Source organism: Paenibacillus sp. IHB B 3084 (assembly GCF_001447315.1).
Classification (GTDB): Bacteria; Bacillota; Bacilli; order Paenibacillales; family Paenibacillaceae; genus Paenibacillus.
Map to the genome: position 1 here is coordinate 2,323,352 of NZ_CP013203.1, position 15,954 is coordinate 2,339,305.

General features: G+C 47.9%; 8 protein-coding genes and 2 pseudogenes. 3 read left to right on the plus strand and 7 right to left on the minus strand.

The annotated features are described in order from the left end of the window. Window positions 1–11 precede the first annotated feature (11 nt). Window positions 12–3,062, plus strand: coding sequence for a beta-galactosidase, LacZ type (locus ASL14_RS10895; RefSeq protein WP_134911600.1), 3,051 nt, complete (start codon window positions 12–14; stop codon window positions 3,060–3,062). Between the two features lie 58 nt (window positions 3,063–3,120). Here ASL14_RS10895 and ASL14_RS10900 read toward each other — a convergent pair whose 3' ends face one another. Continuing rightward, window positions 3,121–3,489 carry a DUF1963 domain-containing protein gene (locus ASL14_RS10900; RefSeq protein WP_134911601.1) on the minus strand — a complete coding sequence of 123 codons (369 nt, stop codon included), beginning with the start codon at window positions 3,487–3,489 and terminating at the stop codon, window positions 3,121–3,123. Between the two features lie 649 nt (window positions 3,490–4,138). On the opposite strand from ASL14_RS10900, the gene ASL14_RS10905 reads away from it, so the two are divergent. Further along, a complete protein-coding gene (locus tag ASL14_RS10905) occupies window positions 4,139–5,149 on the plus strand; it encodes an RICIN domain-containing protein (protein ID WP_189338253.1) in 1,011 nt (336 codons plus the stop codon). 371 nt (window positions 5,150–5,520) lie between these two features. Here ASL14_RS10905 and ASL14_RS10915 read toward each other — a convergent pair whose 3' ends face one another. The 6 genes and pseudogenes from ASL14_RS10915 to ASL14_RS10940 form a co-directional block, all read right to left on the minus strand. Further along, complete coding sequence (locus ASL14_RS10915) at window positions 5,521–7,488, minus strand: BglG family transcription antiterminator (RefSeq protein WP_134911602.1); 1,968 nt, start codon at window positions 7,486–7,488, stop codon at window positions 5,521–5,523. 46 nt (window positions 7,489–7,534) lie between these two features. After that, entirely contained in the window at window positions 7,535–10,228 is a 2,694-nt protein-coding gene (gene mngB / locus ASL14_RS10920) for a mannosylglycerate hydrolase (protein WP_134911603.1), read from the minus strand. 233 nt (window positions 10,229–10,461) lie between these two features. After that, window positions 10,462–11,576 (minus strand): annotated as a pseudogene (locus tag ASL14_RS10925) (PTS fructose transporter subunit IIC). 115 nt (window positions 11,577–11,691) lie between these two features. Next, window positions 11,692–12,009 carry a PTS fructose transporter subunit IIB gene (locus ASL14_RS10930; protein ID WP_134911604.1) on the minus strand — a complete coding sequence of 106 codons (318 nt, stop codon included), beginning with the start codon at window positions 12,007–12,009 and terminating at the stop codon, window positions 11,692–11,694. Continuing rightward, a complete protein-coding gene (locus ASL14_RS10935; protein WP_134911605.1) occupies window positions 12,009–12,464 on the minus strand; it encodes a PTS sugar transporter subunit IIA in 456 nt (151 codons plus the stop codon). Before ASL14_RS10935 ends, ASL14_RS10930 begins: the two co-directional genes overlap by 1 nt. Window positions 12,465–12,698: 234 nt before the next feature. Beyond that, window positions 12,699–13,529, minus strand: coding sequence for an AraC family transcriptional regulator (locus ASL14_RS10940; RefSeq protein ID WP_223264286.1), 831 nt, complete (start codon window positions 13,527–13,529; stop codon window positions 12,699–12,701). Between the two features lie 130 nt (window positions 13,530–13,659). Here ASL14_RS10940 and ASL14_RS10945 point away from each other — a divergent pair. Next, window positions 13,660–15,920 (plus strand): annotated as a pseudogene (locus ASL14_RS10945) (beta-L-arabinofuranosidase domain-containing protein). Window positions 15,921–15,954: the final 34 nt, after the last annotated feature.

A 15,954-nucleotide genomic window follows, 5' to 3' on the forward strand; every position in this document is an offset into this window, starting at 1 on the left:
GAGTGTTCGCCTTGACCATCCACACCCCCAGCCTGGATTGGCTGACCGACGTAACCAAGTTTGCAGTACATCGTCTGCCCGCCTATTCCGATCATAAATATTACGCTACACTTCCGGAAGCGGAGCGTCAGGCCGATATGGTCTGGCGTCATAGCCTGAATGGTAGCTGGAAGTTCAACTATGCTACGAACCCATCCAGCCGTCCGGTGGAGTTCCATGCCCCCGATTTCGAATACGGCGGCTGGAGCGACATTCAGGTACCGGGTCATATTCAGACGCAAGGCTTCGGTCAAATGCAGTACGTGAATACGATGTATCCGTGGGACGGACATTCGGATGTTCGCCCACCACATATTCCAGAAGATCACAACCCGGTCGGGAGCTATATCAAAAGCTTTGTTTTGCCGGAACATATGGCTTCTGACGCGCAACCTGTGTTCATTTCTTTTCAAGGCGTCGAATCGGCTTTCTACGTATGGTTGAATGGACACTTTGTCGGCTACAGCGAGGACAGCTTTACACCGTCCGATTTTGAACTGACACCGTTCCTGCAAGCAGGCGAAAACAAGCTGGCGGTTGAGGTATATCAAAGAAGTACGGGAGCATGGCTGGAGGATCAGGATTTCTGGCGTTTTTCCGGTATTTTCAGAGACGTATATCTGTACACCATCCCGTCTGTTCACGTACGTGATCTGCATGCCAAGGCTGGTCTGGACGCCTCGTATACGCAGGGCCTTCTGGAGCTGGAGCTGACCTTGGAAAAAGCAGTAGCAGCCTATGCGACCGTCGATGTCAAAGATGCTGCGGGCCAGATTGTCGCTTCTTTGAAGACGGATTTTGCAGATGGCAAGGCTTCGCTATCGGCAACACTGGATCAAGTCCAGCGCTGGAGCGCCGAAAAGCCCTACTTGTATACGTTGTTCATCCAAATCTACGAACCGGATGGAACGCTGGTCGAGGTCATTCCGCAGAAGATTGGCTTCCGCAAGTTTGAGCTGATCAACAAGGTGATGCATCTGAACGGCAAGCGGATCGTCTTCAAGGGCGTGAACCGCCATGAATTCAACGCTCGCACCGGACGTGCGATTTCTCGTGAAGATATGCTATGGGATATTCGCACCCTCAAGCAAAACAACATGAACGCGGTCCGCACCTCTCACTATCCTAACCAGACTCTGTGGTATGAGCTGTGCGATGAGTACGGGGTGTATGTGATTGACGAAATGAATCTGGAAACACACGGCTCCTGGCAAAAGCTTGGCGCAGTCGAGCCTTCGTGGAACATTCCCGGCAATCTGCCGGAGTGGCAGGATATCGTTATGGACCGCGCCATTTCCATGCTGGAACGGGACAAAAACCATGCGTCCATTCTAATCTGGTCCTGCGGCAATGAGTCCTATGCAGGTGAAGTGCTGCGGAATGTAGCCAACTATTTCCGAGCCACCGACCCGAGCCGTCTGGTACACTACGAGGGCGTGTTCCACAATCGTACCTATGATGATGCCAGCGATATGGAAAGCCGGATGTACGCCAAGCCTGCGGATATCGAGCAGTATTTGAACGACAATCCGCAAAAGCCGTACATTAGCTGTGAGTACATGCATGCAATGGGCAATTCGATAGGCGGTATGCACAAATATACAGAGCTGGAGAACAAATACGAGCTGTATCAGGGCGGTTTTATTTGGGACTACATTGATCAGGCGGTCATGAAAAAAGATCGCTATGGACGCGAATACCTCGCTTTTGGCGGCGACTTTGACGACCGTGCGACAGACTATGGCTTCTGTACGGACGGAATTGTCTATGCGGACCGGAAGGTTTCACCGAAGATGCAGGAGGTCAAATTCCTGTATCAAAATCTGAAGCTCACGCCGGATCGCACAGGCGTGACGATTCGTAATGAAAATCTGTTCGAAGGAACAGATGAATACGAGTTGGTATACAGCCTGCTTCATGAAGGCCACGAAATCGCACGGAACGTGATTCAAGTGGATGTGGCGGCACAGACAGAAGCTCATATTGCGTTGACGCTGACAGATACGGCTGGAATAGACGCGCCTGGTGAATACGTCATTCACACGTCTCTGGTCTTGAAAGAAGCTACGCTGTGGGCGGAGGCTGGATATGAAGTAGCCTTTGGGCAGTATATTTTCATCGTGGAAGATACCCGTCCGCAAAAGGCTCCTACGGGCGGTGCCCTTCGAGTCGCGCATGGAGATGTTAACATCGGCGTCCATGGTGCAGATTTCAGCGCCATGTTCTCCAAAGGAGCAGGCAGCCTGACTTCATTGCGCTACGCGGGACGCGAGATGATCGCTATTCCTCCCGCACCGTTGTTCTGGCGTGCAACCACAGACAATGACAGGGGTGTAGCGCTTGGGTTTGAAGCGGGCGGTTGGTTTGCTGCGAGTCTGACACGCAAATGCGTGGAGATTGAAGTCACGGAAGAACAAACAGACCGTGTAACCGTTACGTTCCGCTATACATTGAGCATTCATGCAGACGTACGGGTAGCAGTGGCATATACCGTCTTTGCCGATGGCAGCCTGAAAGTGAAATCCACTTATGAAGGCGTCTCCGGGTTGCCTAACTTGCCGATCTTTGCGCTCTCGTTCAAGGTTCCGGCAGACTACCGCCATCTGGACTGGTACGCGATGGGTCCGGAGGAGAATTACATCGACCGTGCCTTCGGCGCGAGACTCGGCGTATTCTGCAACGAAGCTGCGGATAACGTATCCGGTTATGTCGTGCCACAGGAATCCGGTAACCGTACAGGCGTACGCCGTGTCGATATTACTGACGATTCTCAGCGAGGTATTCGCATTACTGCACCGGCAACCGCGCCTGTGGAATGCAACATTTCACCGTACACAGCGTTCGAGCTGGAAAGTGCATACCATCAGTATGAGCTGCCAAACGTCTACTACACCGTCGTCACGGTGGCTGGCAAGCAAATGGGCGTAGGCGGCGACGATAGCTGGGGCGCTCCCGTACACGAGGAATACCAAATTGCAGCCGATCAGAAGCTGGAGTTTGAGTTTACCGTGCAACGGGTGTAAATAAGCACGCTCACCGTATAGACAAGTAGATATAACAAAAGCCCTTCCACTGCTTCCCTCATGAGAAGCTGGAAGGGCTTTTAAAGTTCAAATACGACCGCCTCCGATGACGCATGCTGCTCCAGCACCTTATGTATACCTGATTAGGAAATCCCTCATATGGCGAAAAAGGCAGCTCGCTTACATTAATTTGAGCAATAAATGTATAATATTCTCCATCCGAATTACAAGGCCACTCTATCGTGGGCGGCAGATCCGGATATCCAGCTATCCGACTGTTTCCAACGTGTTCATAATTTTCTTCATGCTCCACATGAAATTGTATAGCATCTTGGGCATCTTGAAGAATTGCATCTTTAAAATCCTGATCCAGTAAATGTTCTTCCAGCATTCGAGTCAGTTCATCCTTTAGTGGTGGTTGTAGCATCTCACTTGCCCCTTTTCAATGAAATAACATATACAGCTTTCTCCCATTCAAACTCTTACATAAGACTACCAAATCACAGGCTGACAAGCTATTTTTCCAATTGGCTAGAAAAAAATAAATAAAATTATAATCATAACAAAAGCCTATACTTATATACCATATCAGGCCTGTTGATTAACCAAATTATGTAACCTGAATAAGCTCAAAGAGGTTATATTTCTGAACCATAGAATGAATGCGCACCAGCCATTCGACGGGTAATCTACCCAAAGCAAAAACAAGCGAGAAAATGGGGCAAAAGGAAATTGTGCTTGATCATACGAAATACTATTTTCACAAAGTCTATTAATTTTCGACAATTTTCTTCCGATAATATATCAGAGTTTCCTAAATATATAAAAAGTCGATCTTAATCTAAAAACAGAGGCAAGAAAAATTGAATCGACCCTTAACAAAAGGAGGGCGAAATATGAAAAACTTGTTGAACCAAAAATATTTGGATTAATGATGTAAAACTCACCAGTTTCCTTAAGGAGGCTCAAGAGAACCAAAGTAGAATACAATTTTCACCACTTTACAAATTGTTCCATAACTTTTGTGCATCCACCATAAAAACAGTATGTGAAATCATTATGAGGAGGAGTTTATATTGAAACTAAAAAATTTTAAGAGGTTTATCGTTCTTTTAGGTGTGTTTGCTTTATTAGGCTCTCTTTCCAGTCTGGCATCTGTCGTCTCCGCTGCTGATAATGAAGTGCAAGGCAGTGCTGTTGTAGAAGGTGTAAATTATAGGATTGTAGGCCGAACGAGCGGAAAGCTTCTTGATCCATCAACTAGTTTAACTGTTGTACAAATGGGCCTTAATAAGGTAACAAGCGAAAAGTGGAATTTTGTTGCTGTAAGCGATGGGTATTATAAAATTGTTAACAGTAGCAGCAACAAGGTTATGGATGTATCTGCTGATGGAATTATACTGGCAGATGATTCAGGAAGCAATAGCCAGAATTGGAGTTTAGTTAATGCTGTTGGAGGTTATTTCAAAATAGTCAACCGTGATAGCGGCAAGGTCCTGGATGTACTTCAAAATAGTACTGCCGATGGTGCTAAAATCATAGCGTATAACGATACCAATGCCTCTAACCAACAGTGGTACATCGCGCGAGAGATTAAAGGAAATGTAACATACACCCTCGTGAAGTCAGCTAACCCTACAGCCGATCAATTGGATGCATACGAAAGAATCACCCGAGCTATGGATACTACGGTAGAATACTATAATAATTTCACTGATATTTCTAAGCATCTTACTATATACTATAGACCAGGAGTACCTACAGCTGAAGGAAGTTTCAACGGCACAATTAGCTTTGGCACGAACAGAGGGTTTATGGTTCCCGCCACAGCTATGCATGAAACGGGTCACACAATGGGAGTGGGACAGAACAGCGTTTATAGTTCGTTAATGTCGACTAGAATTTGGCAAGGCGCCAATGCAACTGCCGAGCTAAGATCGATTACAGGGAAGAATACTGACGAAATACATGGAGACAGAAATCATTTTTGGCCATACGGTCTCAATCAAGCTAGTGAAGTTAAAACAGATGCAGATTATATAAATCATTGCAGAATTGTAAATTCTATGAAAAAAGATGGTATGTAGATTAAAAACAGACATTTCCTGCTTGTATTGGATTATTTTAGTTATGGATAGATGAGGATTGCGAGCGAACAGGAGAAAAATGGATTCACGCAAATAGACCATAACCGTAGCTTCGGAGACGATGGCTTTGGATGGCGTTCTCAATCATATTATGAGGTCAGCCAGTTTTTACTGGTTGACCACTTTTGTTTTTGTGGTGTATTAATCGGTAGCAGATCAAATATCAAAAAAATTCTTCAAATTAGGTTTATTAAGAATGCTGGGTAATATTCGCCAGTCCCAATCATCTAATGTTCATTAAAAAAGCAGAAAAGAGACCCTAAAGAGTCCCTTTTTTACTGAATATATTGGCAATATAGGCTGGGCAGCCCTCAATGAAAATCATTGCTCTTGACTGCAAGCACCTGACGGGCTATTAGCATAAAGGCATCGAAGGAGTGGCAATGCTTTAATCGTTCCAGCGTTTCTTCTTGACGAATCAGCTCTACAAACAGATCGTAAATCCCCATCGCCTGCTCATAGTCCTCTTTGCAGATGGAAAGCAGGAATACAACATGAACCTCATGGTTGGCATCCCATTGGATCGGCTTTTTCAGCAGACATACGCTTACGACCGTCCGGTTAGAGCTTAGCTCCAGGGGATGGGGAATTGCCATACCTCGATCCAGTGCCGTAGATCCCAGCTTCTCCCTCTCCTTGACTGCTGGCAGAAACTTGTCGGTCACAACTCCTTTTTGCTTCAAAATACCGCTCATTTCTTCAATCAGAGCATCTTTATTCGGCCGATCGGATCGGGTCATAAATAAGTCCTGGTCAAAATACCGCAGCAGCGAGATTTCCTGCTCCTCATCGCTGGCACGCACCATCCGCGTGATCGTCTCCATATCCCGTTCCGAAGGAATCGGGCTAATCACCGCCGACGGTTTATCCTTACGCTGCTGCAAGTGGATCGTGGATACGATCAAATCCTCGTCGACAGTAGACATTTCCTCGTATTCCCGAAGTGAAACCACCCGCGATACATCCAGCTCAGCGAACAGCGAACGCAACCTGGATTCCAAAATCCGGGCGGTTCCGTAGCCGGAGCCACACACCAGCAACACAGTTTTACGACGCCGATGCGGAATATTATATTTTCGTTCCAACGCGGCTCCGATATGAAGCGCCAAATAACCAATTTCGTTATCGTTGATTTCATACGGGAACGATTTTTGCAGTTCTTTTACTGCACCGACCGTGATTTCATAAGCAAGCGGGTAATACTTGCGGATATGCCCAAGCAACGGATTACGCATGTTCATGCCATGCTCCAGCCGGGTCAGCATCGGTTTCAGATGCACAAACAAGTCCCGGGACAGCCGTTCATCGTCACGCAAATCATAGGTGAAGCGCTCATAGACAAAGGTCAGCATCTCGTGCACAGCCAAGAAAAGACGGTCAGACTGGAGACGTTCCCACTCGGTTTCGGCCATCTTTTTGCTGACGATATGCAGCAGGACATAATCCAGTTCCCCTGAAGGACAGGTGATGTCAAAAGCCTCCTCCATCTCACTCAAAATGGCAGTAGCCAATTCAATATCTCGCTGACCGCCTGCCACCTTTTCAAAGCGCTCCAATCCTTGCCCTTCCTTCACTCGCAGTACCATAACCGCCAGATGGGTGATCAGGTCTTTCAGTGCCAAATCCGCCATCTTGATGCCGTTGGGACGCAGATGCTTCAAAATAATTGCACGGATTCGCGGTAAATCCAGCCCCTGAAACAGTTGTTGCTGTTCCAAAGGCATACCGCTGCGTTGTCCTTCTTCATCGCGTACATCGGCATACTCAGCGAGACAGTAACGGATACTTTTCTCTTCCCCGACCACCTTCACGCCATATCCCGGCTTGGTGCGCAGGGTGAGAGCATAATCATCCAGAATCCGCCGGATAATTTTAAAATCATTATTCATGGTCGCCCGGCTAATGTACAGTTCATCGGCAAGGTCTTCCATCTTCACGTATTCTCCCGTATTCAGTAGCTTGAATAGCTCATACCTTATGCGTTCTTCCGGTGCTCCCGGTAGCCGCCCGCTTACCTCCGTTTCTTCCTGACCTTCCTCAGCGAATAAACGGTATCTTTCGGGATCAACGACCATGATTGTATAGCCGCTACCCTTCTTGGATTCCAGACGTGCTCCATATTCATTCAGAATACCGCCCAGTTTTTTGAGATCATCACGGACCGTTCGCTCCGTGACCTCCAGCCGCTCGGACAGCGCTTTGGTGGTCCAAGACCAGCCTTGATCGTTTCCACTGACGAGCTGGTACAGCTTTTTCAAGCGTTTGTAAGGAAAAATCATGTAGATTCAAGACCTCCTTTCCAATAAACCATGTTTTGTTTCCGCGTTACTTCGACTCAGGCGTCACCAGTACCGTCAACAGCTTGCAATGCTCCAACTCCGGCAATGGTGCACCTTCAGCATCCGATGAGGCCAACGTTTCTCCCTTGGAGCGCTCATCCAGCGAAGCCAGCTCGTAGTGGGCCGATTCACCAAAAGCGATCCGTCCGATTGCATTCTTCTCCAAATAAGGATTAAATACACGCACAATATATCCATCCGTATGCTCTGCTTTCTTGAATGCACTCAGGATCACATTCGAATCCTCGCTAAAGGAAAGCAGGCTGTAGTTTTGCTCAAATATTCTTTCTTCGTCACGGAAGGCGAAAATTAAACGACCATTCAGGAAGTCAGACAACTGGTAGCTGGTCAATGGCGTTAAATATTCCTTGGCCGCTTTAGCTATATTGGCTTCATCAAAACCGGACTCATGCACATGCAGGGCAAAAGTGAATGAAAGCTCGCCAATGAGCTGCGCATCTGGCGTTTCTACGATCTTTTCTCCCGAAGCGCGTCCCGGGCGGTACAACAGATTTTCCTTGCCCATAAACCCGAAAGTACGGAATAACGTCAGCGCTATTGTATCATGCTCTGAGCCTATGATTTCATATTCCCGTACGCCTCCGGTCAGCACCGCTACTCCACGGGAACCATCGTTCAGCGCAGCATAGCTTTGCAGAGCCTCAATCGTGATCGGTTTTTCTGTCCACTGCTCACGTTCCCACACCTCTACTTCTTCCAGCGTTGTTGAACGGGCAATGACTCCGAACGGTTGATCCGCAATAGAAAGCTTGGAAGCAATCCCGGTGTCAAATAGCACCCGCAGACGGTGACTCAGCACGCGATTGTCCACATCTACCGAGAAACGGATCAGACGCTCGCCTTTACGCAGGGAGACGGATGCCTGTAGCGGCAGTTCCGCAGAGATTATGGCAGCGGCGCGTTCATTCAAATCGTACGGAACCTTTAGCTTCATACGGAGGGACAGCTCCTCGGCTACCGGACTTTTAGAGGTGATAGTCTCTACATCAGCACCGAGCGAAGAAACCGTAAGGTCACGTTCCGGCGGAGAATAGTTATAGGAATCTCCGTCATCCCCATTTTCCTCAAACACCATCTGATCCGCGTACACACGTCCCGAGATTTTATCCGTAATGCTTAATGCCCCGTTCTCCTGTACAGCTACGCTATAAAATTCGTTTTCAATACAGTTTCCATTACTACGTTCTGCCGTGGCATCCCCGGTCGAACTGAAATCAAATACAATCTGCGTATATCCCATAGCAGGTACTTCCTGAAGCTCTACCAGAAGCTTTGCACGGAATACACGTTCAGGCAGATACACTTTTTTGCTCGGATTCAGGTAAATATGCTGACCAAGCACGTAATCCGTCTGTTCCACTTTTTCGGTAATCGTATACGGAAGCTGCTGTCCGTTCGTATCCCGAATTACAAAGCTTCCCTCCGGTAAATAAGCATCAATCTCTGTAACGCCCTTACGCGGATAAGGCAATGTGTTAAAGATGGTGAAGGCAAAAGTCTCCTCCTGTTTAATCTTTGAAGCAATCAGGCGCTTATGCAGCTCCAGCAGATTTTCCGCGATATCCCGTGCCTGCTTGTAGCGAAAAGCCACATCCCGGTTCGTCGTGTCACTGTTGCAGCCACCAATGCTGTCATGGGCAGCATTTTCAAACATCAGCTTCCAGATATCCTTCACGATATGATGCGGATATTCATGTCCCAGCGCATGACTGATTGACAGGACTGGCTCCAGCGTATTTACGATTAAATTTTCAATATAGTTATTTTGCTGCTTGAGGTCAGCTCGCGTAGAAAAGATCGACTTATGGATACGCATATGCTTCGCTTCCATTAGCTCTCCTTCCAGCACAGGAAGATCGCTGCTGTCCTTTTCAATTTCTTCAAGGAAACGCTCCGGCTCATTCATCACATATTCTCGTTCCGGGTCAAGCTCGTTGAACTTGCGGATCAGCTCCGGCAGATTCAGGCGTACAGGCGCTTGATCGAAGCCGTTCGGAAAATAAACATGGCGAGTGGACGCTTTTTCCTCCAGCGCGCCGATTTGGCTGTCCAGATATGCTTCAAGTTCTCCGGGTTCCTCCGGAATATTACCGCCATAGTAGTACCCGAACGGTATTTGAACCGCAAACACCTGACTCCCATCCGAGCCCTTCCACAAAAATTCAGTTTTCGGGTTCGTATTATCTGCCACACCGCGCCAGAACAGAAAATGCCGAATGCCAAACTCCTGATAAATCTGCGGCATCTGCGCCGACTGACCGAAGGCATCCGGCACATAACCGACCTTCATCGCATGACCATATTTCTGCGCTGTCTCCATGCCATAGTACAGATTGCGAACCATGGATTCACCGGAAATGACTAGCTGATCCGTCTGCGTATACCACGGCCCGGTCATCAGTCGCTTGTCCGTCACAAGGCTGCGAATGCGTTCCTCGTCTTCGGGACACCATTTGATGTAATCATCCAGTAAGGACCCTTGGGCATCCAGCAGGTAATACTTGAATTCGTCCACATTTTCTAACGCATCCAGCACTTCTTTCACATGCTTTACCAAGTAAACTTTGGATCTGGAAGTGGTAAAATACCACTCCCGATCCCAGTGAGTATGTGGAATGACATGGACTTTCGTACGGTTCATATCTCTATCTCCCTCCATGTTATCTATCTTCTATTTATATAAGCTGAACTTAAAAGTTTCATATTGTGCCACTGCGCAGTCGGATGATGCTTCCCATCGCCACCGCCCCCGGATTTCTGGAATAAAGCCTATAATCAGAGTAGAAATCCGGGGACAAAAGCGACCGCTTCGCTTGTACAGCACCATTCCGTCTACTTCGTTTTAATGTGCATTTTTCGAATTCAACTTATCTAGTGAAGTTCAGGAAAAATTCAGTCAAATACCAGTTCGATGTCTTCTCCATTTTTCTTGACGGACGCTTCTTTCGTATCTGCCTGCTGCTTTTCTTCCTCACGGAAGTTGACGAGCAGGGTTCCCGCTACAATGATTAAAGCTCCCGTAATCCCTCCTGCGAGATAAGCAAACGGAGTACCTACAGATATCGCGCCATACAGGCCGCCGATTGGAGGCATGATGACATGTGCGCCCAACAAAGCTGTCAATGCCGCACCTGCCGCACAGGCAATCATGTTCAACGGAATCAGCTTGGCAGGGTTGCGCAGCGTAAAGGGAATAGCCCCTTCGGTGATTCCGATAACACCCATGATTACCGAGCCTTTTCCAGCTTCCCGATACGTTTTGGAAAAACGATGCTTCAGAATCAGAGTCGCAAGTCCATAGCCCAATGGTGGAATACAGATGGCAATGTTTACGAAAATATTAGGCAAATACACACCTGACAGGAATAACGCATTTCCCGCCATCCAGGCTGCTTTATTGACAGGACCGCCAAGGTCGAACCCGATCATGGCTCCCAAAATCAGGGCAAGCACCAGAGTACTGGTTCCGCTTTCACTCATATGCTTAATCCAGTTAACCAGTCCTTCGTTAATCGCACTGAGCGGTCCCCCAGGATGACGGACATGAGAATCCCCGTTAAGCCTACGGTAATGAGCGGTAAAATAATCAGTGGAACAGAACCAGCGGCTGGGCCTGTGATTTTCACTTTATTTTTCACCCACAGGGTGAGGTATCCGGCAAAGAACCCGGCGACGAGCGCGCCCAGAAAACCAGCGTTCGTTTCCTGTGCCAGTACGCCACCAATCAGCCCCGCAGCAAGCGCAGGCTTATCGGCAATCGAGTAGGCGATATATCCGGCCAGCACCATGTTCAGCAGCCCAATTCCGCGCCAGCCGACATTTTCCATCAAGTATAAAATATGAAGAAATCCGCTTTTATCGGCATAGGGGCCGAAGTCCGTGACCCCCATCGTCAGTCCAATAATTTTACACACCGCAACAATCAGGGAACCTGCAATAATAACCGGCAAAAGGTAGGAAATGCCTGTCATTAGATGCTTTCTAGCTTCACTCAGCCATTTTTTCATCATGTTCTCTCCTATCTTGAAAACTACTGTTATCCAAAGGCTAATCGGTTGTTATTCAAGGCAGCTACGCTGCTTTCTTTTTTACTACATGTCGCTGTTCCCTGTAGCCTTAGCCTTATTTTTGAGCAGAGATGGCTTCCACCGCTTTGGTGAGAACCGCTTCCGCATTGTTGACCGCATGACCGATTTTGACACGAACGATTCGTTTATCCTCAAAACGCTCCGCATCCTTTACCGTCTGGTCCGAGGCAATCAGTACAAAATCCGCTGCTGCAATCTCTTCCTCCGTAAGCTTGTTCACCTGGCCTAGCGCACCCTGCTGTTCCACTTTAATGTTGTGACCGAGCTGTGCTGCTGCTTTTTCCAGTGCTTTTGCCGCCATGGGGGTATGAGCCAAACCTGCTATACACGATGTAACGCTTACGATATTCATTATGACACCAACCCTTCTGTATATTGTTCGAGCAAATGATACACATCGTCGCTGCTCTTTGCACCCGCTACTGCCTCTTTGAAGGAATCCTCCAATAGAAGGGTTGCGAGAGAGGAAATAATTTGCAAATGGGATACATCCACGGAACCTTTTGGCACCAAAATACTGAAAATATACTGGACAGGCTTACCGTCATGAGATGCCCAATCAATACTATCTTGCAATCGGATAATTAGAACTGCTGGTCTTGTGACTGCTTCGCTCTGCGTATGAGGTATGGCAAACTGATCCTGAAGGCCCGTCGAATATACCTTCTCCCTTTCCCACAAATCCTGCACCAGCTGCTCTCTATGGACGGTGACACCCAGCTTCTCAGCCTCTTGGGTAATAAATTCAAATACAGCCGATTTTGTCTCCAGCTTCTTATCCAGATAAATCTGTTCTCTAGTAATCATGGTGGATGTCTCTCCTCCCTTCTATCTATAAGTGAAACGCTTACAAGTTCATTCTAGCCCACTCCCCGCTAATGTTTTACCTATAAAATTTCCCTATCCAAGCGGAAATGCATTAGAGTTAATTTTTGGGAATGAAAATGAAAAAAAGCGCACTAGGCGCTTTGGCTTGCCGTCAGACTTTGTTCATAAATGTTTTGTGATAGGCATTCCGGTACTGCGAAGGGGTCATATTCACTATTTTTTAAACATACGCATAAAGTACTTCTCATCCGTATATCCCGCTTCTTCTGCAACCTGCCTAATGCTCATATCTGTACGGGAAATCAGCTCCTTGGCTTTACTGATACGGATGCTATGAATGAACTCCAAGGGGCGCATACCTGTATTTTGCTTGAACAAACGGGATATATAATCCTTGTTGTAATTGAATTTTTGGGCTAAATCCGTCACTGTCATCGGTTCTTCGGCATGAATACGGGTCCACTCGATAATCTTGTTGAAGCTCACATTCCCCTGTGGGCTGGCGGGACTGGAGGTCAAGCGGCTGAGGGCCAGCTCAGATATCTCGATCAGCAGCGAGGTGAACAGATAATTTACACTGTGATACGTAAGATAGTGCGAATTGGCTACGTGCAGAATCTGATTGACGATAATATGAATCCGGTCTCCATTGCCTGCGCGTACACATTGCGGTATATAGATATCCCGTACAAAGCCATGGCGCTGCAAATGAGCATCCATAACACGGGTCTCCTGCTTCATTTCTTCATGGGATAATACATTTGGGGTCGTGGGAACATCGAAGTGAAACCAGTAAAATGTAACCCCCGGCACCGATTCCTGGTACCCTCCATGCGTACAACCGGGATAAAGCAATAGAATATCCCCTTCCCCTACCTCAAAATGCTCCTGTTCCTCCCGTATATATACCGTCTCCTGCACACCAAGGATCAGCTCAAAGTTCTCAATGGAACGGCTCATATGCTTCCAGGGCACCTCGGAAACAAACTCGCCTGCCGAGATTAGTTGAATGGGAGCATCTACATTGACTTTCAGATAGGTCATGTTATCGCCTCTTTAGCTTCATGTTCGGATTTGTCCACCCATTGTATGGTTAAGCTACTGACATACCGCGATGGCAATGCTAATGTAGTGGAGAAATATACACTTCCATCTTAGCTAAGGAGCGATGATTTTGAAAGCAGAAGCTTTTGACTTGCATAACGTAAGCATTGATTCCGGCCCACTTTTACATGCTATGGAACTGAACGCGGCCTATCTGCTGAGTTTGGAACCCGACCGTCTATTATCGCGCTTTCGTGAATATGCAGGACTGGAGCCCAAAGCGGCTCACTATGAAGGCTGGGAATCCCGCGGCATTAGCGGGCATACCCTCGGTCACTATCTGTCCGGCTGCTCGCTGATGTTTGCCTCAACAGGTGACGAAAAGCTGCTTGCACGAGTACATTATGTCATCGACGAGCTGGAAATATGCCAAAACAGACATGGAAACGGATACATTTCCGGGATTCCGCGCGGGAAAGAGCTTTTCGAGGAAGTGAAGGCTGGCGATATACGCTCTCAGGGCTTTGATCTGAACGGAGGCTGGGTGCCGCTATACACCATGCATAAACTCTTCGCAGGCTTGCGGGATGCCCATCTGCTCGCGCATCATCCCAAGGCTCTGCCGATGGAAATCAAACTCAGTGACTGGCTGGAGGATGTATTCCAAGGGCTGAACGATGATCAGGTGCAGCAGGTGCTTCATTGCGAGTTTGGCGGCATGAACGAGGTGCTGACGGATCTGGCCGAACATTCCGGGGAAGAGCGCTTCTTGAAGCTGGCGGAACGCTTTTATCATGGGGAAGTGCTGAACGATCTGGCAGAAAACCACGATACGCTGGCAGGACGACATGCCAATACCCAAATTCCCAAAATCATTGGCGCTGCACGGCAATATGAAATGACCGGAAAACCGCAATATGCGGATCTCTCCCGCTTTTCTGGGATCGGGTTGTTCACAAGCATTCCTATGTCATTGGCGGCAATAGCTATAATGAGCATTTTGGGGAGCCGGGGAAGCTGAATGACCGTCTGGGCGAAGGCACCTGTGAAACCTGTAACACCTACAACATGCTGAAATTAACGAAGCATATGTTCGAATGGGACGCATATGCAGCGTACGCAGACTACTATGAACGGGCAATGTTCAATCATATTCTGGCTTCACAGCAACCTATCGATGGACGTGTATGCTACTTTGTATCGCTGGAAATGGGCGGACACAAGTCCTTCAATTCTCAATATGAGGATTTTACATGCTGTGTCGGGTCCGGGATGGAAAGCCACTCCATGTACGGCACTGCGATTTATTTTCACACGCCAAAAACGATCTATGTTAATCAATATGTCCCTTCTACCGTGACGTGGGATGAGATGGGCGTACAGCTCAAACAAGAGACTCTCTTTCCGCAAAATGGTCGGGGAACGCTGCGCGTCATCAGCAAGGAACCCAAATCCTTCGCGATCAAGCTAAGATGCCCGCATTGGGCGGAACAAGGTATAATCATCAAAATCAACGGGGAAGAGTTTGCCGCGGAGGCTTGCCCTACCAGCTATGTTGTAATCGAACGGGAATGGAACGATGGGGATACGGTCGAGTATGACATTCCCATGACGGTGAGAGTCGAGGAAATGCCGGATAATCCGCGCCGGATTGCTTTTATGTATGGGCCGCTTGTGCTGGCTGGAGACCTTGGGCCCGTAGAACAGGAGTCCAACGAAGAGCATCTGCTTGCGTCTGTTCTGGTCGGAGCAACTGATTCGTTGACCTCGAAGCTGGTTCCTGACGGGAACGAGCCTAATGTGTTCCGGATGAACGATTTAGGGTATGTCGGAGACTTGGAGCTTCGCCCGTTTTATCAGATGTATGATCGTTCTTATACTGTTTACTGGGACCTCTTTTCCAAGGAAGAATGGGCGTCAACAGAGGCGGAATACCGTACTGCGTTAGCCTATCAGTTGCAGCTCGAACGACTTACGGTGGATGTTGTGCAGCCTGCCGAAATGCAGCCTGAACGGGATCATGCCTTTACAGGCGAACATGTGAGTCTGGGCTCTATCTATAACCGTAAATATCGTGATACCTGGCCTGGGGGCTGGTTTTCTTTTGTCATGAAGATTCTTCCGGATGAGCCCGTCCAATTAGCGGTGACTTATCTCAAGGATGCTGACCGCCCTTATCTTGACTTTGATATCATCGCAGATGGACAGATTTTAGAAGAAGGCAAGCTGGAGTCGGAGGAAATGAACAAATTTGAGACCTTCGTCTATGAGCTTCCTCTGTCCGTGACGGCTCAAAAGGATGAAGTTACGATCCAGTTCAAAGCCCATCCACAAGGCAAGGTTGCGAAGGTCACGGGATTGCGGGTAATTCGACATTCTAATGCGGGATAAAATGACTTATATACAAGAAAAGCAGACGCTCCTG